This window comes from Phocaeicola plebeius (assembly GCF_003437535.1).
Lineage (GTDB): Bacteria > Bacteroidota > Bacteroidia > Bacteroidales > Bacteroidaceae > Phocaeicola > Phocaeicola plebeius_A.
On record NZ_QSQT01000014.1, the window covers coordinates 32,392 to 55,207 of the forward strand.

18 protein-coding genes are annotated in these 22,816 nt (G+C 43.5%); 11 read left to right on the top strand and 7 right to left on the bottom strand.

Annotation, left to right across the window (positions count from 1 at the left end; all coding sequences use genetic code 11):
• Positions 1-418: 418 nt before the first annotated feature.
• The 6 genes from DXD04_RS08675 (at position 419) to DXD04_RS08700 (ending at position 9,924) form a co-directional block, all read left to right on the top strand.
• Positions 419-2,749 carry a TonB-dependent receptor domain-containing protein gene (locus tag DXD04_RS08675; RefSeq protein ID WP_117672647.1) on the top strand — a complete coding sequence of 777 codons (2,331 nt, stop codon included), beginning with the start codon at positions 419-421 and terminating at the stop codon, positions 2,747-2,749.
• A gap of 108 nt (positions 2,750-2,857) precedes the next feature.
• Positions 2,858-4,093 carry a transglutaminase domain-containing protein gene (locus tag DXD04_RS16885; protein ID WP_259299537.1) on the top strand — a complete coding sequence of 412 codons (1,236 nt, stop codon included), beginning with the start codon at positions 2,858-2,860 and terminating at the stop codon, positions 4,091-4,093.
• A gap of 424 nt (positions 4,094-4,517) precedes the next feature.
• Positions 4,518-6,842 carry an outer membrane beta-barrel family protein gene (locus DXD04_RS08685; protein WP_117672649.1) on the top strand — a complete coding sequence of 775 codons (2,325 nt, stop codon included), beginning with the start codon at positions 4,518-4,520 and terminating at the stop codon, positions 6,840-6,842.
• A gap of 56 nt (positions 6,843-6,898) precedes the next feature.
• Positions 6,899-8,770 carry a tetratricopeptide repeat protein gene (locus tag DXD04_RS16890; protein ID WP_259299538.1) on the top strand — a complete coding sequence of 624 codons (1,872 nt, stop codon included), beginning with the start codon at positions 6,899-6,901 and terminating at the stop codon, positions 8,768-8,770.
• Between the two features lie 170 nt (positions 8,771-8,940).
• A complete protein-coding gene (locus DXD04_RS08695; protein WP_117672650.1) occupies positions 8,941-9,417 on the top strand; it encodes a hypothetical protein in 477 nt (158 codons plus the stop codon).
• 93 nt (positions 9,418-9,510) lie between these two features.
• A complete protein-coding gene (locus tag DXD04_RS08700; protein ID WP_007561948.1) occupies positions 9,511-9,924 on the top strand; it encodes a secondary thiamine-phosphate synthase enzyme YjbQ in 414 nt (137 codons plus the stop codon).
• A 1-nt stretch (position 9,925) separates the two neighbouring features.
• Here DXD04_RS08700 and DXD04_RS08705 read toward each other — a convergent pair whose 3' ends face one another.
• The gene (locus DXD04_RS08705) at positions 9,926-11,851 is read right to left on the bottom strand and encodes a biosynthetic peptidoglycan transglycosylase (RefSeq protein WP_117672652.1); all 1,926 of its coding nucleotides are present in this window, start codon (positions 11,849-11,851) and stop codon (positions 9,926-9,928) included.
• A 313-nt stretch (positions 11,852-12,164) separates the two neighbouring features.
• Here DXD04_RS08705 and DXD04_RS08710 point away from each other — a divergent pair, with 313 nt between their 5' ends.
• The 3 genes from DXD04_RS08710 (at position 12,165) to DXD04_RS08720 (ending at position 14,264) form a co-directional block, all read left to right on the top strand.
• Positions 12,165-13,217 carry a hypothetical protein gene (locus DXD04_RS08710; protein WP_147330757.1) on the top strand — a complete coding sequence of 351 codons (1,053 nt, stop codon included), beginning with the start codon at positions 12,165-12,167 and terminating at the stop codon, positions 13,215-13,217.
• 211 nt (positions 13,218-13,428) lie between these two features.
• Positions 13,429-13,701 carry a hypothetical protein gene (locus DXD04_RS08715; RefSeq protein ID WP_022053139.1) on the top strand — a complete coding sequence of 91 codons (273 nt, stop codon included), beginning with the start codon at positions 13,429-13,431 and terminating at the stop codon, positions 13,699-13,701.
• A 5-nt stretch (positions 13,702-13,706) separates the two neighbouring features.
• Complete coding sequence (locus tag DXD04_RS08720; RefSeq protein WP_007561940.1) at positions 13,707-14,264, top strand: 1-acyl-sn-glycerol-3-phosphate acyltransferase; 558 nt, start codon at positions 13,707-13,709, stop codon at positions 14,262-14,264.
• 252 nt (positions 14,265-14,516) lie between these two features.
• Here DXD04_RS08720 and DXD04_RS08725 read toward each other — a convergent pair whose 3' ends face one another.
• The 3 genes from DXD04_RS08725 to DXD04_RS08735 form a co-directional block, all read right to left on the bottom strand.
• The gene (locus DXD04_RS08725) at positions 14,517-15,203 is read right to left on the bottom strand and encodes a porin family protein (protein ID WP_117672655.1); all 687 of its coding nucleotides are present in this window, start codon (positions 15,201-15,203) and stop codon (positions 14,517-14,519) included.
• Between the two features lie 410 nt (positions 15,204-15,613).
• On the bottom strand, positions 15,614-16,327 hold the full coding sequence (locus DXD04_RS08730) for a TetR/AcrR family transcriptional regulator (protein ID WP_117672657.1): 714 nt from the start codon (positions 16,325-16,327) through the stop codon (positions 15,614-15,616).
• Positions 16,328-16,537: 210 nt separating this feature from the next.
• Positions 16,538-17,620, bottom strand: a complete 1,083-nt coding sequence (locus tag DXD04_RS08735) for a phosphotransferase enzyme family protein (RefSeq protein ID WP_117672659.1) — start codon at positions 17,618-17,620, stop codon at positions 16,538-16,540.
• 207 nt (positions 17,621-17,827) lie between these two features.
• On the opposite strand from DXD04_RS08735, the gene DXD04_RS08740 reads away from it, so the two are divergent.
• Positions 17,828-18,448 (top strand): tetratricopeptide repeat protein, encoded by a 621-nt coding sequence (locus tag DXD04_RS08740; protein WP_117672661.1) that lies wholly within the window; start codon positions 17,828-17,830, stop codon positions 18,446-18,448.
• A gap of 134 nt (positions 18,449-18,582) precedes the next feature.
• Positions 18,583-20,127: a peptide MFS transporter gene (locus DXD04_RS08745; RefSeq protein WP_117672663.1), complete on the top strand. Its 1,545-nt coding sequence runs from the start codon at positions 18,583-18,585 to the stop codon at positions 20,125-20,127.
• A gap of 93 nt (positions 20,128-20,220) precedes the next feature.
• Here DXD04_RS08745 and DXD04_RS08750 read toward each other — a convergent pair whose 3' ends face one another.
• The 3 genes from DXD04_RS08750 to DXD04_RS08760 all read right to left on the bottom strand — a co-directional run bounded on the left by DXD04_RS08750 (position 20,221) and on the right by DXD04_RS08760 (position 22,793).
• Positions 20,221-21,321, bottom strand: a complete 1,101-nt coding sequence (locus DXD04_RS08750; RefSeq protein WP_117672665.1) for a TlpA disulfide reductase family protein — start codon at positions 21,319-21,321, stop codon at positions 20,221-20,223.
• A 76-nt stretch (positions 21,322-21,397) separates the two neighbouring features.
• Positions 21,398-22,081 carry an AbgT family transporter gene (locus DXD04_RS08755; RefSeq protein WP_117672667.1) on the bottom strand — a complete coding sequence of 228 codons (684 nt, stop codon included), beginning with the start codon at positions 22,079-22,081 and terminating at the stop codon, positions 21,398-21,400.
• On the bottom strand, positions 22,071-22,793 hold the full coding sequence (locus tag DXD04_RS08760; protein ID WP_007561928.1) for a DUF5932 domain-containing protein: 723 nt from the start codon (positions 22,791-22,793) through the stop codon (positions 22,071-22,073). The genes DXD04_RS08755 and DXD04_RS08760 overlap by 11 nt, the downstream gene beginning before the upstream one ends.
• Positions 22,794-22,816: the final 23 nt, after the last annotated feature.

Genomic DNA, 22,816 nt, shown 5'->3' on the forward strand with positions numbered 1-22,816 from the left:
AAATAGAAATAAGCAAAGATATTCTTTAGGTTTCGCGTACGTAAACCGTACGTTTCTCACGGCGGAAACATACGGTTTCCGTAAGGAAAACGTAAGGTTCCGGCAGGAGAAACATAGATACTGATAAAAGATTTGACCATAAATGTCCTGAGGATTTACAATTCACTCTACGCGTAGTGTTTTCTTTCTCATTTCCTCATAAAATTCATCTCAAAATACACTTGTAGAGATTTCCCGTTTAGGTTTCTCACATAAATCCACTGATAAACAGAGATATATGCACGCTATTTGCATACAGGGCTGTAGAGACCGATTTTTCGCAGACATGAGATTTTTCTTTCTATATTTGCAATACAGAAACTACTATCAAAAAAAGTAGACAAACACACTTTGCAAATAATAAGAAAACAAGTATCGTATGCACACAATTGGAAAAGCACTCCTGCTATTATGCAGCCTCACATCTGCCGGCGAAATAGCCGCACAGACCGTCAGTGGAAAATTAATCGACGAAAACAAACAACCCCTCCCCTACGCCAACGTGGTCCTTCTGTCACTCCCCGACTCGACCTTCGTCACGGGAACCGTTACGGCTGAAGACGGTACGTTCAGCCTGAATACCACCACACCGAATCAGCTTGTACGTATTTCTTCCATCGGATATAACACCGTATACAAACCCGTCCAACCTGCCAACTTAGGGGTAATACAGCTGACATCAGACACACAACAGTTAGGAGAAGTCGTAGTTAAAGCCGATTTACCAAAAACACGTGTAAAAGGGGATGCCATGGTGACTACCGTAGCAGGCAGTATCCTTGAAAACGCAGGAACAGGAAATGACCTGTTAAACAAAATACCCGGCGTATCGGCTAATGAAGGGGATATTAAAGTATTTGGTGCCGGAACTCCTGAAATATATATCAACGGCCGTAAAGTAAGGGATAAATCTGAACTCGACCAACTTGCTTCCGACAACATCAAAAGCGTGGAAGTGGTGAACAATCCCGGCTCGCGCTATGATGCGACGGTCAATGCGGTTATCCGTATTCAGACCAAAAAGCCGCAAGGTGAAGGATTCGGTTTCAACAACCGTTTTTATACAGGTTACGGTTACGGATGGAATGTGCTGGACCAGTACAACTTCAATTACCGAAAAGGAGGATTTGACCTTTCGGGTATGCTGTATGGCAAGAAAGGATACACAGAAGACCGCAAGACCATCACACAGAAAACACTGTTGGATAAAACATGGATACAGGATTCATATCTCTGCACACAATATGACATGAAAGATGTTTCGGCCATGCTGTCGCTGAATTATCAGTTTAACGAGAATCACTCTCTGGGTGCACGCTATGATTATGACCGGACACCGGAACGTCATGAAACGGTAGATCCGATGAATACCCTGGTGTATCAGGATAATGCTCTTTATGAGGAGAGTCACACTACGGGCTGGAGAAATACACAGGAAACCAGACATACTCTCAATGCTTATTATAACGGACGTGTAGGAGACTGGAATATCGACTTCAATGCGGACGGATTCTGGTCGGATACGAAGAATCCACAGGAGATGCTCGAGCAGTTCACTCCAGCGGGAGGTTCCTTAGAGAAACAGACTGTCACCACCAAGAATCTGACAGACAATACCCTTTATGCAACCAAACTGGTATTCGGACATCCATTATGGGGAGGAAACCTCTCTTTTGGCGGGGAATACACCTATACGAACCGGGATAATTCGTACATGAATGTGGAAGGAATCCTGGATAACAATAACAGCAGCATCAAAGAAAACTCCACTTCGGCATTTCTGGAATATGCCCGCAGCTTCGGCAAGCTACAGGCACAGTTAGGTGTGCGCTATGAGCATCTGTCTTCCGACTATTACGAGGATGGCAAGTATATGGACGAGCAGAGCAGGACATACGACAACGTATTCCCGTCCATATCCTTGAATCTTCCGATTGGTAAAGTACAGACACAATTGACCTACACCGGCAGTATCTACCGCCCTTCATACTGGATGCTGAGAAGTGACATCATGTACGGAAACCGATATACCTATGAAGGAGGTAACCCGCTGCTGAGACCGTCACTGATAAACCGTCTTACGTTGAATGTGTCATACAAGTGGATATACCTCAATTCACGATATATACACGGAGAAGATGCCATTACACAGTTAAGCAGGGCATATTCGGAAGATGATCCGACTGTTTCGTTATATTCCTTCTACAACATGTATAACAGTGACAAGTTATATACCACTCTGACATTGTCTCCCACCATCGGGTTATGGTCTCCCCAGTTCAATTTCCTTCTGCTCCAGCAATGGTATAAGGTGGAGACATCCAATGGAACAGAAAACTTCAATAATCCAATATTGAACTTTGCCTGGAACAACAATTTCAAGTTGCCTCTTGGTATCAGTCTCGATGTAGATTTAGGTTTTGACACTCCGGGTGACAACGAAAATACAAAGGTCGAAGAATGGTGCTGGTTTGCCAATATCAGTCTTTACAAGAGTTTCTTTAAAGACCGTCTTTCGGTTCAGCTGAAAGCCTATGATCTTTTCAACTCATATCAGGCTAAATCAACCATTTACAGTGGTAACCGTCTGATGACAGGAAAAATGGAAGCCCGCAGAAATATTGGCATCACTTTACGCTATAAGTTCAATGCTACCAAGAGCAAGTACAAGGGAACAGGAGCAGGCGACAGCCAGAAGAACCGTATGTAAGTTTTATATCAGTTCCAAGAATGAATGTCATAAAAGGTACGACTGAAGAATATAATGTTTTATAACCTGAACGCCCTATTGAAAACCAATTTTTAAACAGAATACACAATGAAAATACTGAAAGGATACCTACTGATTTTACTTTTGAATTTAATCTGCTTTACAAGCCTGTCAGCACAAACCGATGCCGAACGGAAGTTTCTGGCCTCCACCGACTCGCTGAACACACTGCTCTCTGATGCATATACCGGAAAGGACTATCCGACTGCCGAAGCCCTCTGTCAGAAGATTATCGACTTATACGACGCACATGCGACGCAACTGGCCGAAGGCTATGCTTACTTCAAATACTCCAGCTACTATAACATGGCCAGTACCCAGGCAATACAAGGGAAAAAACAAGAAGCCGCCAACAACCTGCTCAAAGCACTGGACAGCGGAAAGATTGAAGTAAGCTACAACAGGATAACCAACGACGAAGACCTGAAAGACATTCTGGACGCACCTGAACTACAACCCGCCCTGAAGCGTCTGAAAGAAACCACCGATTACCTTTATATCCTGCAGAATGCGCCGGAATACACCCGCACGCAGTCAGTCGACAGTCTGCCCCAGATTGTCTATGCGCAGGCTGATGACCCCGACCTGAAGCGTGTCCGTGACTATTTCCAGCTGGACAGTGTAGCCGTGCCGGGCAATGAACTGGTTACCATCAAACGTATCCTGACTTATATTCACGACAAGATACGTCACGACGGACAGAACGGCAACCCGAAGGGTGGAAACAACTCTATCAATTTTGCTGAAGCCTGCAAGGACGGCAGCCGGGGCTTGAACTGCCGCGGGTTGGCTACGGTACTGAACGAGTGCTACCTGTCGATGGGCATTCCGTCGCGTGTCATTACCTGTATGCCGAAGACGTATATCAACGACTGCCACGTCATCAACGCCGTCTATTCGTCCACTCTCGGCAAATGGCTCTGGATAGACCCCACGAACGACGCTTGGGTGACGGACGAGCTGGGCAACCTGCTGAGCGTACAGGAAGTGCGTGCACGCCTCAGAAACGGCCAGCCAGTCCATGTAAACGAAGAAGCCAACTGGAACAATGAAAAGAAGACCACGACGGAAGACTATCTGTACGAGTACATGGCAAAAAATCTGTTCTACCTGGAAAGCTGGACACGCTATGGGTTCAACACGGAAAGCGATCGGGAGAAGCTCATCAACTACATCTTCCTGCAACCTACTGGCTGCGACAGCGAGGAACGGAACCCGAGGAACTATTCCGTCAACGACGACCGATACTTCTGGCAGGCTCCTCAACAAGCGAAAACTGATTGATGAGAATGCAGAGGGAAAGACCACGAATAATGTAGATCGTGAAACCGGTATAACCATATAAACTTGTACAATCATTATAAAAATCACACTCTAATTACATTTTAAAGGACAGCCTCGCAAGAAGTTGTCCTTTATTTGTTATTCTGAAAAACTGTATATGTAGAAAAACAGACTACCGAAAATGTCTTTCTTCAAGAACTTATCAGCTCTTAAAATATAAAAAACACAAATTGTAGAGATACATGATTCCGATGTTATATTTAAAATACAATAAATCAGCTGCATACAGGTTTTATCAAGAACAAACCTGTAGAGACCGTTTTTCGCATACATACAATTCTTCTTTCTATATTTGCAATACAGAAACTACTATCAAAAAAAGTAGACAAACACACTTTGCAAATAATAAGAAAACAAGTATCGTATGCACACAATTGGAAAAGCGCTCCTGCTATTATGCAGCCTCACATCTGCCGGTGAAATTGCCGCACAGACCGTCAGTGGAAAATTAATCGACGAAAACAAACAACCTCTTCCTTATGCCAACGTAGTCCTTCTGGCACTCCCCGACTCGACCTTCGTCACGGGAACCGTCACAGCTGAAGACGGCACGTTCAGCCTGAATACCACCACACCGAATCAGCTTGTACGTATTTCTTCAATCGGATACAACACTGTATACAAACCCATCCAACCTGCCAACTTAGGGGTAATACAGCTGACATCAGACACACAACAGTTAGGAGAAGTCGTGGTAAAGGCCGATTTGCCCAAGATGCAGCTCAAAGGTGATGCCATGATTACCACTGTTACGGGTAGTGTACTCGAAAAGGCTGGAACAGGTGAAGATTTATTGAACAAGATTCCGGGCGTTTCTGCGGAAGATGAAGAAGTAAACGTATTTGGCTCGGGCACTGCCGAGATTTACATCAACGGACGCAAGGTACGCGACAATTCGGAAATTGACCAGTTATCGTCCGAACAAATCAAGCGCGTGGAGGTTGTGAAGAATCCCGGAGCAAGATACGATGCTTCCGTGAAAGCCGTCATTCGCATCATTACAAAGAAAGCAGCAGGCGAAGGATTCGGATTTAATAACCGTTTTGTAACCCGCCACCGAAGAACGTATGGCTGGACTACTTTCGACCAGTTTAATTTCAATTACCGGAAAGGAGGTTTCGACCTGTCGGGAACATTGTTCGGAGGCAGATTCCGCAACGGGAATAACCAGCAGATTGGCATGAAGACTTATCTCGACAAACTGTGGGAACAGAAAATGGATGCTTCTTACGGAAAGAACTCCAATAGTAATGTCCAAGGCATCCTTTCACTAAACTACCAGTTCAATGAGAAACACTCCATGGGTGTACGCTACGATATGGACAAATACTTCAACTCTTCAGGCGACTGGCGTTACACAGCCAATATCTATGCTGACCAAGAACTGTACGAAAACAATGCAAGTACAATGATTGGTGAAGACCCTTCTACAAGACACAGCCTGAACTATTACTATAACGGACAGATAGGCGACTGGAACATTGATTTCAATGCCGACGGTTTGTGGAACGTAAAAGAAGAAAGCCAGCACACAAGAGAAATCACCAATGGAGAAACGGAGAACAATGTCAATACCTTCAACAAAAACAACGGAACACTGTATGCCACAAAACTGATTGTGTCGTATCCTTTATGGAAAGGTAATCTGTCATTCGGCGGTGAGTATTCGCATACTAGCAGAACAAACCTCTATCACAACCAAGAAGGCATCCTCGACAATGATGACAGTAAAATAAAAGAAGGTTCCACTGCGGCTTTCATGGACTACTCACACTCGTTCGGCAAGGTAGATGTGCAAGCCGGAGTGAGATACGAGAACGTGAAGTTCGACTACTATGAGCAAGGAAAACACATCGACGAACAAAGCCGCACGTTCAACAATGTATTTCCTTCTGTCAACATAAACTTTCCCATAGGAAAAACACAAATTCAGCTGAGCTATAGCGGTGGTATCACGCGTCCTTCATACGATATGTTGAGAGGAAACATATATTACGGCAACAGATATACCTACCAAACGGGAAATCCATTTCTCAAACCTATCATCAATCAGGACCTTATATTTTCCGCATCCTATAAATGGGTGAATTTCAGCTTTACTTATAACCGTACGAAAGACGATATTATTCAGGTTTGCGAACCTTATTCGGAAGCTGATCCTACCATATCCTTGCTAAAAACCGTCAATACGGAACCCTACAACAATATCATATCAGCTATCACCTTATCGCCTACTATCAGCTGGTGGAGTCCGCAGCTTACCGCACAGGTCTTTAAGCAGTGGCTTCATGCAGAAGGACCGGACGGCAAACTCACACTGAGTAAACCAAGGACAATCATTGTGTGGCGTAACAGTTTCACTCTTCCGGCAGGATTCCTATTTGATGTAGATGGCACTTATTACACCAAAGGACATTCACAGAACATGTACATGGGTATTAACTCTCTGGATGTGTCTATGGGGCTCTATAAGAGTTTCTTCAAAGAAAGATTGAGTTTCCAACTTCAAGTCACCAATCTGTTGGAAAAAGATGATGTGGACTGCACTATTTATAGCGGCATCAAAACCACTACAGATTATATCACCAATTTCAGAAGAATCTCACTGACCATGCGCTACAAGTTCAACGCTACCAAGAGTAAGTACAAGGGTACCGGAGCCGGAGAAAGCCAGAAAAACCGTATGTAACAAGAAATCGTTATATTTGTAGGACGAAAAAGTGATATCACCTTATCAACAGCCACATGAAACACAAAATAAAACCCATTCTCTATATAGCAGGCATCTTGCTGCTGTTTGCTACTTGCACAAGGCAACCGCACGCAAGTGCTCTGCTACAACAAACGGACTCTTTGCTGCATCATCACCAACCAGATTCTGCCTTGCAACTTCTGTTTAATATCAAGGATGAAACGTCTCTTCCGGAAGCAGAACGGATGAAACTGGTATGGAACAAGGCGATGGCCCACTACCAGCTGGAAATGTCTTTGTTAGAAGATTCCCTGCTCTATCAGGCTATTGCCTACTACCGCCAACAGCCAACAGATACCGCACGACTACTGGATACATACCTGCTCGAAGGCATGTACCTGAGGTGGAAAGAAGCAAACGATGAGGCCATCACAGTGTTCGACAAAGGCATTGCCCTGGCCATCTCCCGAAAAGACACCACCAACATGTTAGTGCTGCAGCGCAAGAAACTGGAAGTGCTATACAAGCAAAGCCGTTTCTTAGAATGTAAAGCGATGATTGAAGACATGCTTCGCATTGCCCACAAGCTACCGGTGAAGGAGCATTACCAGATGGTATATTCACTGGCCCTCGTATCGCAGTTGGGAGGAGATACATCGAACATTGATTGTCCGGAGAAAGGGTTTCAACTGGCATTAGAAGCCGGTGATACCTTGTTCGCCCATCATATTCTGCGAAACCATGGCTGTATGCTGGTAGGAGCACACAGATACAGGGAAGCCATCGCCCAATTCCAACGGCTTATCCGTCTCAACCCAGATTTTCTGCCGTATGCTGTCCAGTTAAGCCTGGCAGAGATTTATATAAACTTAGGAAAGAATGATTCGGCGTTCTATTATTTGGATAAAGCTGCCCAAAGCATGGACAAAGAGCAAAAGCAGAAAAAAGACCAAATCATGTTATCATTCAAATCCTTATATTATCAGATGCAGTCCGCATTAAATGAAAGAATGGGCCTTCCATATAGCGGACAGGTATTCAGACGGTATTGCGACTCCATCACAGAAGACCTCAAAGACAAGCACAACACGGCATTGCGACAGCAGGAAACCAGAGCCCAGCTGCAACAACGAAACTACGAACTCATCATCAACCGCCAGCAAATGGAACTCCGCATTGCGGTAATTGTATCCTTGCTGTTAGGAGTGATTCTGGCACTTATCGTCCTCTACCAGCAGAACCTGAAGAAGAAGGAACGCACCATTCACCGCCTTTCCAGCGAACTGCAAAAATACAGTAAGCAGTTAAAGGACAACGAGGTATTAATGGCACAAAACAATGAAAGTATCCAGGAACTGCAAATGCAACTCTCTACCCAGAAAGCCAGTGAACAGGAAGCACAATTGTCGCTCATCAAGCAACTGGAAGAACAGAACCGGCAACTGAATCTTGCCAACCAAAATCTGCAACACCAAATTGAAGCGCACTGGAAACAATTGAAAAGCGCACCGCTCAAAACTCCACATCTTCAGGAACTCACCACCGAAATGCTGCGACTCAAAGAAAGAGAAGAGGCACTGACCGGACAACTGATTTCTACCCATCCGTTAGTGGCTGAACTTCGGAGCAAACCGCGCTTTCTGCAACCCGAGGATTTTGTCCGGATTGCTACCTTGGTCAACGAAATCTATCCACATTTTACCGAACGGCTTACGGATACTTTCCCCAACCTGACCGAACTGGACCAGCAGCTCTGCATCCTCATCAAATTAGGCTTCAGTGTGTCGCAAATAGCTGTATTCATGGCGGTATCCCCCAGCTCCGTATCGCAGCAAAAATCAAGGATGAAGAAACGCATCCTGCAACAAAAAACGGATAGCTTTACCGAAGGAGAAACGCTGGATTTATGGCTTCACAGATTCTAAAAAAGGCCCTCTGTATATATACACACAAAAAGAAAACAACATAAAACACTAACTTTCAGTAATTTACAAAACAAAGGCTGTATATATGGATTTATTTTAAAGTAAATAAGAATGCGCTAACTTTGCCAAAAGTATAATTATAGCGTGAAAAAATAAACCCCAGAGAAAAGATGAATCGTTTGAAAAAGACATACGAAAAACGAAATGCGACCCAGCCAAAAATGAATCACAAAAGCCATATCCAGCACATTCAGACGCTGACCAATGAAATGGAACAATTGAGGGAAAGGGAACACAGACTGGCCGAACGACTCATCTCTGAACAGCCGCTCATTAACGAATTGCGCCACAGCCCGCGCTTCATTAAAGAAACAGACAAAAGTTGCCTGGCTGCTTTGGTAGACGACGTGTACAATAACTTTACTTCACGCCTCACCACCCGTTTCCCGAATCTGACGGAAATGGATATCCAATATTGTATTCTTATCAAACTTCATTTTACGGTATCGCAAATTGCCGTACTTTCGGCCATCTCTCCTACTTCAGTCTACCAGCAGAAATCGCGGATGAAGAAACGCATCCAGACACTGGAGCCCGAGCTCTTCACGGATGGAGAAACACTGGACGAGTGGCTGAACGAATGGTAAAAGGAGGTTTTTCACGCTATATTCCCTCCTTCTGAAAGATTTGTGTTATCTTTGAGCAGATAAAATCCGTAATCTTTCATACCGTTTATTATTATGATACAACAAACTACTTTCACACTTCGGGCACGCGCGCGTGGCTTTCACCTTGTGACCGACGAGGTTCTCAGTCACCTGCCTGCCTTACCCAAGACCGGACTACTCAATCTTTTTATCCAGCATACCAGCGCCGGACTGTCGGTCAACGAAAACTGCGACCCTGATGTACGCAGCGATATGGAAAAGATATTCAATAACCTGGTGCGCGAACGCGAGTCCTGGTACGACCATACCTTGGAAGGCTGGGACGACATGCCTGCCCATGCCAAATCCTCACTGGTGGGCGCCAGCTTGTCTATCCCCATCACCGACGGACGACTGAACTTAGGCACCTGGCAGGGAATCTATCTCTGTGAATTCCGCAACCACGGAGGAGGACGGCGCATCGTGGCTACCATCCTCGGAGAATAACTCAGGGAACAGGCTGTGGCGTAGAGAAGCTGAGACTGTCAGCGAAACATTTTCCAGCTTCTCCGGTCAACACCACACGCGACAAGTCGACTCCTTCTGCAGCTGCTTCCGAAATTACTCCCTTGGCCGCCATTCTGCGGGCTACCAGCCGGAAGTGTCCCTCCTGATTTTCTTTCAACCGTCCATTAGCTTCGAATGAACTGCGATAATGCTTCGGCTTCGGAATAATGGAAGCCAAGTAAATACATTCTTCCAGCGTCAGTTGCGACGGACGCTTGCCAAAATAAAACTCTGATGCCTCTAACAGCCCATACACTCCCGGTCCCCATTCGGCGATATTGAGATACACCTCAAACATACGTTCCTTTGAGGTAAGCCGGTTCTGTTCTATCAGCCAGACAATCAATGCTTCCTCCAGTTTACGCGCGATATTTTTCCGACGATTCAGAAACACATTCTTGACCAGCTGCATGGAAATTGTACTTCCTCCGCGCGCAAAGCGACGTTCTTTCAAATCGTAAACCATCGCTTCACGAATGGCGTCGGGAAGGAATCCCTGATGATAAAAGAATCCTCCGTCCTCGCTCTGCAATACGGCCATGCGCATCAGCTGAGGCACACTGTCAAGAGGAAGGAAATGATTCCACGACGGCCCCACCGGAAAAGTACGTACAGGCATTTCATTCTCGTAAGCCGTATACTCAAACTCTTCAGACATCTTACCAAGATTGGTTGTTCCGTAACCCAGTATCTGGAAATGCTGCGGACGCAGGTCGGAATAAAACTTCAGGCTGTCAGGACGAGCCAAATCGGCATCCAGTTCGAAATCGTATGCCAATTCTCCTTCCACACGAATCCCTTCCAGGTTCTCGAAAAGTCCATGCGGAAGGGAGTTGAAAAGCTCCTTAGCCGGAAACTGGGGTTGATGTATGGAAGCCATAAGGTGGCTGGGCGGTTCTACCCGCAGGTAGGGATGAAACTGCAAGTCATTGAAACGTATCGTACTACAACTGTCCAGTTCCAGGGCATGCGGTTCCACATTCAACTGAAAATCCAGCTTCCCATGATTCAGGTTAATACGCTCCGGCGACAAGCGACGATGGAAGACTTTCAGTCCGTCTACCTCCGTCTGACCAAGCAACACCATTTTCTCATCTTCCTCCTGCTGCGTGAAACTTAACCACAACCGTTCGAAGGCCACTTCCGCTCCCAAACGGCGGCGAATGTAAGGCACAGTCAGTTCAGGTGCCTGAATGCAGACCGACACACGGCGCTCACCGGAATTGATTTCTCCCTCCGTTTCCCAATGCTGTGTATGTCCTTCTTCTACAAAAGTAAGCTGGCTACGGAACCGGTGATTCTCAATATTGAATTCCGGTACATACAGGCTGACGGAATCGCTGTCCTTCCGTTCGCACACATGCAGACGGGTGAGACGCCCCTCAGAAGGCAACAAACGGAACACTCCATTCAGCAAGGTTTGCACACGCTTGTCATATCCCGCCTTTTCGGGAACCCGTTCCGTTTCTTTTTCACCATTCGATCTGCTTCGGAACAAGAAATCATAATTAGCCTGCTGGTTCTCTTTAACAAAATCCACCGTCAATCCGTCCAACGCCACATCCATCACCTCCACATTTCCTTTCAGCAATTGCCAGAAGCCTAAATTAAACGTGGCCGACCGAAGTGTCAATAATGTATCCCTCTCCTCGGGAACAACTGACAGCCCGTTCAGGAAAAGACATCCGGTTCCCTCAAAGCGCAACTCATCATAATGCACTTCCAGTCCGTACCGCTCCTCCACTTGAGTAATCTTTCTTTCTGCCATCCGGTTCAAGATACAGTTACGGAAAATCCATAGTCCACCGGCCAGTAACAGCAATAACAGCAGCAAGCCTGCACCTGTATAAATCAATATTCGTTTCATAACGTCCTTATTCCATGCTGCAAAGGTAAAAAATATTCAGCTAAAATATCATAGATTTTTCGCCCGCATAGTCCACAAATTCGCACAAATAGTTTCAAAATCACAACAATCACAAACAATTTGAACTTATTTGAATTTGTTTTAAAACAAAAATACAATTACTTTTGAGAAAAATGAAAAACAACAAAAACGTTTGCAGTTGGAAATAAAAAAATCAAAAAGCGAACACATTCCTTTCTACAAGGAATATTCCCTGCGTTCGCATATTTTATCACTCGCATCAGGGGAATAGGCGTATAAAATGAAAAACACTATGAAACAACTTCTCAAACTATTCAGTATTGTATTTTGTGCCATGGCTCTGTATGCCTGCGGAAGTGACGATGAACCAGGCAAAAGCGCATTGCAAGACCAGTTTATTGATGTAGACAACAGTGAATACACAGAAGGAAGTATGCCTGTAGGAGACACTCCCATGCTTCAAACTGCTACTTTTGATAAAGCAGCTCTTCCTGGAGGAACATCCTATCTTACATTAAATTCCTATGAAGAATTAGACTATGTAAATATCGGTGTAGAAGGAGAATCCGGATACCTTAAAGTAAAGTTAGATGCACCAGCAAACGTACAAGGACGTGCCACCACAAATAATGGAATCTACACCTATACTGTGCTTGTATTATTAAGCCAGAATCTGAATAGCAGCTTCACGCTTGTATTTACCACAGTAAACAAACAAGGTGAAGTTTCCTCTCAATTTACAAGTGAAACCAACTACATAGAAGCCGGTACAGGCGATTTACAAGTCAACCTGCGTTTCAGTAATGAAAAAGACGTGGATTTGTATGTCGTAGAACCCAACGGAAATGTCATTTATTACGGTCAGCCTTTCCCCTATTATTCAAAAGAATACGAAATTATCAATGACTGGCTGGAAAGTGATGATTATGAAAATGAACCAGATGTTGAATGGGGAAAAATCGGATTGGATATTGACTCCAATGCAGGCTGCGACATTGACTGGAAAAACAGTGAAAACATTTTCTTCAAAACAGATTGCATGCAAAAAGGAACATATCAGGTATGGGTAAATATGTTTGCAAACTGTGACCCCTCTATTGCCACAAACTATACCGTCAGAGTTACTTACAAAGGTATAGCAGTTACTCCTAAATCAGGAAGTAACCCGACATCTGGAGTATTTCCTATAGGAACGCCCGACAACGAAATTGACGATGAACTGATAGGAGCTACCAAAATAATGGAATTCACCATCAATGAAGGTATCGAACCGGGAAGAAGTGCGGCAGTAACAGCCAAGAAACATTTGATAAAAAAAGAATTCAACATGCTATTTGCGAACTAACACTTTGCCTTTTATAAAGGACAACCTATAGATCTCTCTTTACTAATTTCATTCCGTACGTTCCGGTGACAAATTCTTCACTCAATACAGGTCGCCGGAGCAGTACGGAATGTTTTTATCTACAAGAATCGGGTACTGTTTCATGGATATTCCAAAAGAAATCGTATCTTTACACCATAATCATTTTTTATTAACTAAAAACTTTAGAATTATGGCTAGTAGAAGATCATTGAAAAAAACAGTCAATTATATTACAGAACTGGCAGCAGGACTCTGCCTGGTGGAATCAGCAAACGCAAATGCAGAAAAACGGGAAGCTTACAGCGAAGTATTCCTGCAGATTATCAACCTGCGTAATGACATCATCAGCCGCATCAGCCACACAGAGCCGGGCAGCGTGAAACTGTTCTACAAAAAACTGAGAGCGGACTTCAATGCTGAAGTAGACAACGTGTTCAAGAAACTGGAAGAACTGTCGAAATAACACACATGAAACAAGCTATCTGCCGGTTTATCTACCACAAACTGCTGGGCTGGAAAGCAGAAGTAAATGTACCCGATTTTAAAAAGTGCATCATCTGTGCGGCTCCGCATACCACCAACTGGGACTTGTTTATCGGAAAATTGTTTATCACAGCCATAGGGCGTGAATCGGGTTTTCTGATGAAAAAGGAATGGTTCTTCTTCCCGTTGGGAATCATATTCCGAAAAATGGGAGGTATCCCCGTACACCGCGACAAGCGTACTTCTATGGTAGACCAACTGGTGCAACGCATTGAAAAAAGTGACACATTCCATCTGGCCATTACACCGGAAGGAACACGTTCGGCTAATCCCGACTGGAAAAAGGGATTCTATTACATTGCCTTGGGGGCAAAAATTCCGATTGTATTGATTGGAATAGATTATGAAAAGAAGTGCATTACAGCAGGAAAATACCTCTTGCCCACGGGTGACATTGAAAAAGACATGAAGGAAATCAAGTTATATTTCAAGGATTTCAAAGGAAAACACCCTGAGAAATTTACCATAGGAAATATTGACTGAAATGAATAAAAAAAAACGTCCTTGCGTTCGTTACCAAACGCAAGGGCGTTTTCTTTTAAACGCAAGTGCGTTTCAACCAAAACGCTTTGACGTTTTATCTAAAATGCACTTGCGTTTTGAATGAAACGTAGGATCGTTTTTACCTAAGTTCAAAAGAGGTTTGAAAAAGAGGAATTAGATTAATTTTCACATATATTTGAGACAATCTCTTCTTTCTCGTAATCAGGAATACAAATACTGAATTGAATCAAATCATAAACCAAATTTATATCCCACAGAAAGAGTTAGAGTGTGATAGTTGGCCCCAATTACGTCATTTTTACCTTCCTTACCCAGCGAAAGATCATATTGTAGCTTCGCATACCAATGATTAGTTTCTATGCCTATATTTGAAGATACTCCCCAATCAAAGTTTCGAGCCTCTTCATAAAGAAAAAGATTGGAATTGCCCATTGCATCCTCTCCATACATAAAACCATCGTAATACTGTTCATATTTCCCTGGATAAGCTCCATTCATGTAATAAGGATTACTATCAAAGCGGTTTTTCAAACAGAAAGCAACATAAGGTCCTACGCCAAAAAACATTTTCGTATTCTTATTCAAAGTCCATCTAAATTGAGCCAGCACTGGAATTTGTAAAAAATGTCTTGTCTGTGACACATTTTCCGTCCATGTAAACTTTCCATTGCTATAAGTTCCTCCATTGGAAATAGAATAGCCTCTAAATGTATAGAACAATCCCGATTCTATACCAAAATGATTGGTCAAATTAAAATCTACAGAAACACCAATTTTTGCAGAAGGTCTCCATTCTTGTCCCCATCCGTATCTCTGTACAGCAGAAATACCCATTTCAGGAGCCAATGTCACATTTTGAGCATACAAACTACAGATGCTTGTCATCAGCATACAAACCATTACGACTTTTTTCTTCATAATTTTCTAATTTAGAATTTTAAACTTACTTTCATGCCTCTTCTTCCTACGAAGAAAAAGAAAACGGCACAAATATATACAATCAATATTGTATTTATATATCGTAATAGTTGTCCTTTACGTAATTTTCGAGAATTTACACTTAAGCCATCATTTAAGTTCGATATTTCAAATATAATATAAAGAAGATTTCGCAAAATTAAAATTTCGCGAGGCAATCACACGTCAGTATACAATTAATAATCAACATCTTAAGTAAAAAATCATAGCACAATTTATTTCTATTTAGAGATTATTCCAACCCGACATAGACTAAAAAACAAAAGTATCACATCCAAAACGCCTCTTCCCCAAAGGTACTTTTTACCATCCAAGACTCTCTTTAAAGTAATTATTTTCCGCCTGAATTTTCAAAGTTCCTCAACAATTTGTAAAGGAATCCCTGTATATTCGGAAATTTTTTCGGATGAGACAGAATCCCTTTTCATCGCGATTGCAATACTTACAACGGAAGACTTGGATTGATCATGAAACAATAAACTGGAAAGATGTTTAATAGCCTTTAAAATCCTTTCTTTATCCGGCTCTTTACCAAGATTAATTCCGCTAAACTCTGATAGTCTGTCATGAAGTGTCATATAGTAAACTCCTCCAACTATCAAGGCTGAGATAGCTACAATGTCTGTATCTGAATCCGAGAACAGATTTGCAAATTTCTTACACAAAGGAAGAGTATGCAATTCTCTTAACTGGGCTGTACGGTGACTTATTTCATTATCCGTTGCTATTTCCCATCTTAACAACTCTTGCATGATTTTATTATCCCATAAAGAATTGAAAAGATTACATAGAATGTTCTCATAATATTCCTGACCATTCTTACCTAGATCAGCAACTTTAATCACATCACTAAACCAATAATCAAATTTCTTAACATACTCATCAATAAATGCATCAAGATCCTTGTATCTCCTATAAAACTGTACAGGCTCTATTTCAGCTTCCTGCATTATACCCGTAGCGGTCAAACAACTGAATCCATCTTTTTGTATTAAAGTAGTGGCTGCCTCCCAAATCGATTTCTCCACATCTTCTGCACTTCTTCTTTTCCTACGTTTTTCCATCCTATTTCATTGCGTTACTTGTTGTTCTTTGAACACATCGATTAAACTATTAAACGGTAAAAATACTATTTTTATTATACCTTCACAATCTTAATCAGATTAAAATACTTATATACACAATTGAAACGATTTGGTATCTATAAAAAAGAATAGGAACCGCCTTGTTTTACATAAAGACGGTCCCTATTCTCATATCCTTTTAAAATCTGCTTACAGCAGGGAAGAAATATATTCCTTCATTTCAGGAACTGCACGACGTGCTTCCTGATACAGCTTATACTGTGCCAGTGTACGCACATAGTTGTGTTCGGCATATTTTATCTGATAATATGTATCCCCGTTGATATAGTCAGCCAGGAAACGTACTGCCTGCATATATGGGAACAACATCACAGCGTATGGCAGCATTTCTATCTCCAGCGGAGTAAGGAAACTCTTGGCCGATTCGATGTATCCCTTGGCAAAGGCACGGAAAATATCCATGTTGAAATGAATCTTGTTCAAGTCAGGTTCATCTTCAGGAGCCGTATTTCCGGCAGAACGAAGGAAATCACCGAAATCAGAGAAGACGAAACTTGGCATGGTCGTATCCAAATCGATTACGCACAATACGTTTCCATCTTTATCAAACAACATGTTGGATACCTTCGTATCACAATGGCAGATACGTTTCGGAAGTTTTCCTTCCCGATACAGACGTTCTGCAGCACACATTTCATCTGCATCTTTCTCAATATCATCTACCAGTGACTGTACCTTCTCCATACGTCCGGCTGCATTCTGCGCCACAGCTTCACGCAACTGCTGCATACGGAATTCCATATTATGGAAATCGGGAATGGTTTCCCCTAACTTTTCAGGCAGGTCGGCCAACATGGCTTCAAACTCACCAAATTTCACACCTACCAGATAAGAAGATTCGGGAGTTACCGCTTCCAGTGTTTGTGATTCCGGAATGAACACACACACACGCCAGTAGCGTTCGCCATCAAAATAATATGTTTTTCCTTCGGCAGTCGGTACAAAGCGGAGGACTTTGCGGTCTATATCCGTTTCATGAGCCTTTTTCAGTTTCTCGCGAATATGACGAGTCACACATTCAATGTTGTGTTGAAGAAGTTCCACATCCTTGAAAACCTGATGATTGACACACTGCAATATGTAATCGCAAGCCTGCGGATCTTCTGTCTGAACTTTATAAGTCTGATTAATCAAACCGGCTGTCAAAGGAATTATTTCCCCTACCTTTCCAACCTCCGGAAATTGTGCAATAATTTCATTAAGTGACTTCATGGTTAGCAAATAAATTAGGTTTATTATATTATTTAATTAGAATCTATACTTATTCAATATACCTTTTAAAATATTCTGATTTTTCTACACTGCAAATATAGGGAAGTTTTTACGGATTACCTTCATCTCATTGTAATATTTTCTACAAAATCTTTGCAGAATAACAAAAAGTTTATAGATTTGCGCCCGTTAATAAAACTAGACTCTATGAAAGCCACCATGAAAACACTCTCAGCAATTCTGATTTGCTGTTTTATTTCTACTATACAAATGTATGGAGAAAATATTCAACGCCCTGAAAGCGAAAACTATGTAAAAGGAGTAGAAGCTCTCAATGAAGGAAACCCTGAAGCGGCTTATACTTATTTGAATGCAGAAATCAATGAGCACCCTGACAACGGATATGCACATTGCTACATGGCACTTATCTGCAACTTCTGCAATGATACCAAACTGGCACTGCAGGCATTGAACTCCAGTCTGGAACTTATTCCAGAAGCCGATACAGAATACCGTTCATTTGCACACTATTCTAGAGGCGTGCTGCTAAGCAATCTGAAAATGTGGGAACGTGCCGAAGCAGACCTGAATGAAGCAATTCGTCTGAATCCGGAGGATGTGGAAAACTACAAATCACGCGCACAACTCTATTTTGAAACTGAACGCTATGAAGAGTCACTCGACGACCTGACACGCGCACTCAAGCTTGACAGCAAAGCTGATGTAAACGACCTGATGCTGCAACTTATGGCAGTAGCTCCTACTTCCGAATTCATGGAACGCATCACTGCCACTTACCAGCAACTGGATCAGGTTACGATTCACTGATAAATCCATACAATTACGTTATACTTGAAAGCCATCTCACCCTCTGAGATGGCTTTTTCATTTGCAGGGATAAGAATGATTTTCTATTTTTGCAAAAACAATCAATTTACTAACATTTTATCAATAAAAACAGAATGAATCAAACAAAAGGGCATCCAAAAGGACTTTATTTACTCTTCGTAACTGAGATGTGGGAACGGTTCAGTTACTACGGCATGCGCGCGCTGTTCATGCTTTACATGGTACAGGCGTTGCTTTTCGACAAGGAAATGGCTTCACAAGTGTATGGCAGTTACACGGGGCTGGTGTATCTCACCCCGCTCATCGGCGGATACATTGCCGACCGCTACTGGGGCAACCGGCGATCCATCGTGGTTGGCGCACTGACCATGGCACTCGGTCAGTTCCTTCTATTCCTCAGTGCCTGCTATTTTCAGGAGGTAGCATTGGCCAAATACCTGATGTTTTGCGGACTGGGACTGCTGATTTTAGGAAACGGTTTTTTCAAACCCAATATCTCGACCATGGTGGGACGGCTCTATACACCCGATGACAACCGCAAGGACTCGGCCTTCACCATCTTCTATATGGGAGTGAACGTAGGCTCTACCCTCGCCCCGCTGGTATGCGGACTCGTAGGAAACACCGGACATCCGGAGGACTTCAAATGGGGATTCTTAGCTGCCTGCATCGGCATGATACTGGGAGCAACCGCATTCCAGATTTTCAAGAACAAATACATATGCGACCCCGATGGCAATCCAGTAGGTGTTGCCCCACAAAGAAGCGCATCAACCGCACAGCAATCAGAAACTTCTTCGCAGAAGTCCACTTCGCGCACCCTTCTGATGCTCGGAAGCACCCTCCTGCTTACCTTGCTTTTCTCCATCAACTGGAATGCAGACAGCGCGCACCTGTTTGCCGATGCCGATTGGATTGGTTCACTGATTTACGCCACTACCGTCGTCATGCCGGTGATTATCATTACTGATCACTCACTGAACCGACATGAAAAGTTGCGTATCGGAGTGATTTACATCATTGCATTTTTCGTTATCTTCTTCTGGGCAGCCTACGAACAGGCCGGTGCTTCACTCACCTTCTTTGCCGACGAACAGACCGACCGCCACATCGGAGGATGGGAAATGCCAGCTGCCTACTTCCAATCGTTCAACCCTATTATGATTGTGACACTGGCCCCAATCTTTGCAGCAGTATGGTCATTCTTGGGTAAAAGAGGCATTGAGCCAAGTTCTCCCCGCAAGCAAGCCATCGGACTGGGATTGTTAGCGTTAGGCTATCTGTTTATTGCCTTCGGAGTGAAAGATATTGAGCCGGGTGTGAAAGTCAGCATGGTATGGCTCACCGGTCTTTATCTGATTCACACCATGGGCGAACTCTGTCTGGCCCCTATCGGACTTTCATTGGTGTACAAACTGTCACCAGCCCGTTTTTCTTCATTGCTGATGGGTGTATGGTACCTGAGTACCTCGGCTGCCAACAAGTTTGCTGGTCTGCTGAGCGGTTACTATCCGGAACATGGGGTAAGCAAAAGTTTCATGGGCTATCCCATTGAAAATCTGTTCGACTTCTTCATGCTTTTCGTGTTCATGAGCGGATCAGCTGCCGTTATCCTTTTCCTGCTCTCAGGAAAATTGAAGAAAATGATGGAAGTATAAAGAACTTACTTCACATACCCATAAAAAACGCGAGCCTCTCTGTAAAAAGGTCCGCGTTTCTTTTATAATAAGTTCTTACTTTAAAGAAACTGATTATTTCATCAGTTCTGCAAGTTTTGCTTCCAAGTCCTCACCACGCAAGTCACGGGCTACGATTGTACCGTCTTTTGAAACCAGCAAAGTAGCCGGGATGGCACGCACGCCATACAAAGCCGCACCTTCACACTGCCAACCTTTCAGGTCAGACATCTGCGGCCAAGTGATGTTCAAATCTTTGATTGCCTTCTTCCAGCTTTCTACATCGTTATCCAAAGATACACCTACAATGCCGAAGCCTTTTGCCTTATATTTTGCATAAGCAGCTACTACATTCGGCATTTCCATGCGGCAAGGTCCGCACCAGCTGGCCCAGAAATCAATCAGTGTATAGTTGTTGGCAGCAATGAAGTCAGACAATTTCACCGGTTTGCCTTCTGGCGTATTCAGCGTAAAATCGATAAATTTCTTTCCTACAGCTGTCTTAGCCACTGTCTCTACATGTTCCTTCAAAGCCTTTACCTCTTCATTTTCAGCAAAAGCAGCCGGAACTTTTTCCAGCAAAGGCTGTACTTTTTCTACTTCAAAAGAAGAACCGAACATGGTCAGCAAGTGTACCCCTGCGGCACTAGCAATATTCTCAGACACGAGCTGATAAATACTGTCCATACCTTCTGTCTCTTTCTTGTCGAGTACTTCCATCAGTGAATCACGCTGAACTTCAGTCAGCAAGGTATCACCCTTAATCTTCTGATACATGTCATTCATTTCCTTACCAATCTTCTGGTATTCATCCATGAATTTCTGATAAGTATCGTTGTTGGGTGTTCCTGAAATACGGCTTTCCATCGGGCTCAGATTTACCTGAATGTTTCCTTTTTCTACAAACACCATGGCAGCCATACGGGCATCTCCCTTCATGTAAGTTACAAAACGAGATACAGCCACTGAATCGGGAGTTCCCTTAAACTCAAAAGTACCGTTTTTTACAACTACAGAATCCAGTGCTTCAAAACCTTCTTCTGTCTGTTTCTGCAAGAATACGGTATCGCCATCGGCCACACCTTCGGCTGTACCCTTAATGATATAGCCTGCTTTTTCCTGACAAGCAGCCAAAGACATCAGTCCGGCTGCTGCAAATAATACAATTTTTTTCATTTTATACGTTTATTCCGGTTTTTGTTGAAAATAACGTGGGCAAAGATAATCGTTTCAGAGGAAACAGCCCTATTTTTTACAAAAGAAAAAGCACACAGCAAAGCAGATAAGCACCGCGACATACTTCATCCGGCAATCCAGCATAATCTGTCAGCCCGCTGAACTCCAGCGAAGAGAAAAAAAGCGTAATGAAAAGAAGCACGACAAAGTACGTAGCCCGGTTCTTGTAAAGATAAGCCATTCCTTCTACTACATCCGAATCGTCTAGATAGGAATCAGAAGCAAAACCATACACGATAGAAGGCAGAGCTACCCCTAACGAACACACTCCCCAGAATCCATCGGCCAACGGAGAATCAGACAACGTACCGATGGCACTACGCACCGTATTCCAAGGACCAAAAGCCAGCAAGACACACAGTCCGACGTACACTAAAAAAGTGACGGCAGCCAGTCCCATTCCACGTTTCTCCTTTCGGGAAAATTTTCGGGTGCCCGACACCATCCTGTGACAGGCATCACCCAATCCGGAATGGAGAAATAGGCCTCCTCCAAAGAAAAGACACACCACGGCCTGAAATACGGGAGAAAGAATATAATCATCTAAAAGCGTACGCAAGAGCCATCGCAGTCCTTCGTCACTCAAAAGACTGCGTACACCTTCCCACTCATAAATACTGCCGGTCCATGACAACAAGGCAGCCAGCAAAAACAGCAACAGGAAGCAGGTGGCCGGATGCAGATTGAATTTATTCTTCATCGGGTTCCAGATTGTCGATGTCAAGTATGCGCAGCTCAAACGCACGTGTTACCAGGCGACAGGCATTGACTCCAGTCCGTTCATCAGAGCGGAACAACCGGTTTACAAGTTCATTCTGCCTTTTCTCAATCGATTTTACACCAAAAGGCATACCTTTAAGGTTGGTTATCATTTCTTTGGTATAGCCCAGTGCCAGATGACGGAGAAGTCGTTCGTCGTACTCGTCAATGTCATAATCGATAATTGCCTCCTGACGACGCTGTTCCACTTCCACCGTCTGCATGAAACGGGCTACAATCTTTTCCAGTATCGGCTCGTTAAATACCATCTTCTTTCCATCCATGACGGCCTGCACATCGGTCGCAGTCAACAGTTCACCGGTCTTCAAGATGATGCCTACTGCCCCAGCCCGAAGCGCATCCACCCAAAGTTTCTCGTTCAGAATTTCTCCGGTGAAAATAAGCACCTTCAGCTCCGGACGTTCCCGATGAAGACGGGCGCAAATCTCCACGCCAATGGTGGTAGAACCTCCCAACCCCAAGTCAAGCAACACCATATCGGGCGTACATGTCTCCATCAATTTCCAGAACTCTTCCTCGGTCATGGCCGTACCAATGACCTCCGCATTCGGTATTTCGTGACGGAAAATTTCTTCCGTTCCCTTTAATTCCAGTTTGACATCTTCTACTATGACAACCTTAAACTTCTCCATTTTGTCTTGATTTTATGTTCATT

Bases quoted from the DNA above. Each gene is read 5' to 3' on its own strand.
- DXD04_RS08725 (WP_117672655.1), bottom strand. From the start codon at position 15,203: ATGAAGAAAAAAGTCGTAATGGTTTGTATGCTGATGACAAGCATCTGT.
- DXD04_RS16890 (WP_259299538.1), top strand. From the start codon at position 6,899: ATGAAACACAAAATAAAACCCATTCTCTATATAGCAGGCATCTTGCTG.
- DXD04_RS08720 (WP_007561940.1), top strand. From the start codon at position 13,707: ATGAAACAAGCTATCTGCCGGTTTATCTACCACAAACTGCTGGGCTGG.
- DXD04_RS08730 (WP_117672657.1), bottom strand. From the start codon at position 16,327: ATGGAAAAACGTAGGAAAAGAAGAAGTGCAGAAGATGTGGAGAAATCG.
- DXD04_RS08710 (WP_147330757.1), top strand. From the start codon at position 12,165: ATGAAACAACTTCTCAAACTATTCAGTATTGTATTTTGTGCCATGGCT.
- DXD04_RS08695 (WP_117672650.1), top strand. From the start codon at position 8,941: ATGAATCGTTTGAAAAAGACATACGAAAAACGAAATGCGACCCAGCCA.
- DXD04_RS08745 (WP_117672663.1), top strand. From the start codon at position 18,583: ATGAATCAAACAAAAGGGCATCCAAAAGGACTTTATTTACTCTTCGTA.
- DXD04_RS08675 (WP_117672647.1), top strand. From the start codon at position 419: ATGCACACAATTGGAAAAGCACTCCTGCTATTATGCAGCCTCACATCT.
- DXD04_RS08755 (WP_117672667.1), bottom strand. From the start codon at position 22,081: ATGAAGAATAAATTCAATCTGCATCCGGCCACCTGCTTCCTGTTGCTG.
- DXD04_RS08700 (WP_007561948.1), top strand. From the start codon at position 9,511: ATGATACAACAAACTACTTTCACACTTCGGGCACGCGCGCGTGGCTTT.
- DXD04_RS08685 (WP_117672649.1), top strand. From the start codon at position 4,518: ATGCACACAATTGGAAAAGCGCTCCTGCTATTATGCAGCCTCACATCT.
- DXD04_RS16885 (WP_259299537.1), top strand. From the start codon at position 2,858: ATGAAAATACTGAAAGGATACCTACTGATTTTACTTTTGAATTTAATC.
- DXD04_RS08735 (WP_117672659.1), bottom strand. From the start codon at position 17,620: ATGAAGTCACTTAATGAAATTATTGCACAATTTCCGGAGGTTGGAAAG.
- DXD04_RS08705 (WP_117672652.1), bottom strand. From the start codon at position 11,851: ATGAAACGAATATTGATTTATACAGGTGCAGGCTTGCTGCTGTTATTG.
- DXD04_RS08740 (WP_117672661.1), top strand. From the start codon at position 17,828: ATGAAAGCCACCATGAAAACACTCTCAGCAATTCTGATTTGCTGTTTT.
- DXD04_RS08760 (WP_007561928.1), bottom strand. From the start codon at position 22,793: ATGGAGAAGTTTAAGGTTGTCATAGTAGAAGATGTCAAACTGGAATTA.
- DXD04_RS08715 (WP_022053139.1), top strand. From the start codon at position 13,429: ATGGCTAGTAGAAGATCATTGAAAAAAACAGTCAATTATATTACAGAA.
- DXD04_RS08750 (WP_117672665.1), bottom strand. From the start codon at position 21,321: ATGAAAAAAATTGTATTATTTGCAGCAGCCGGACTGATGTCTTTGGCT.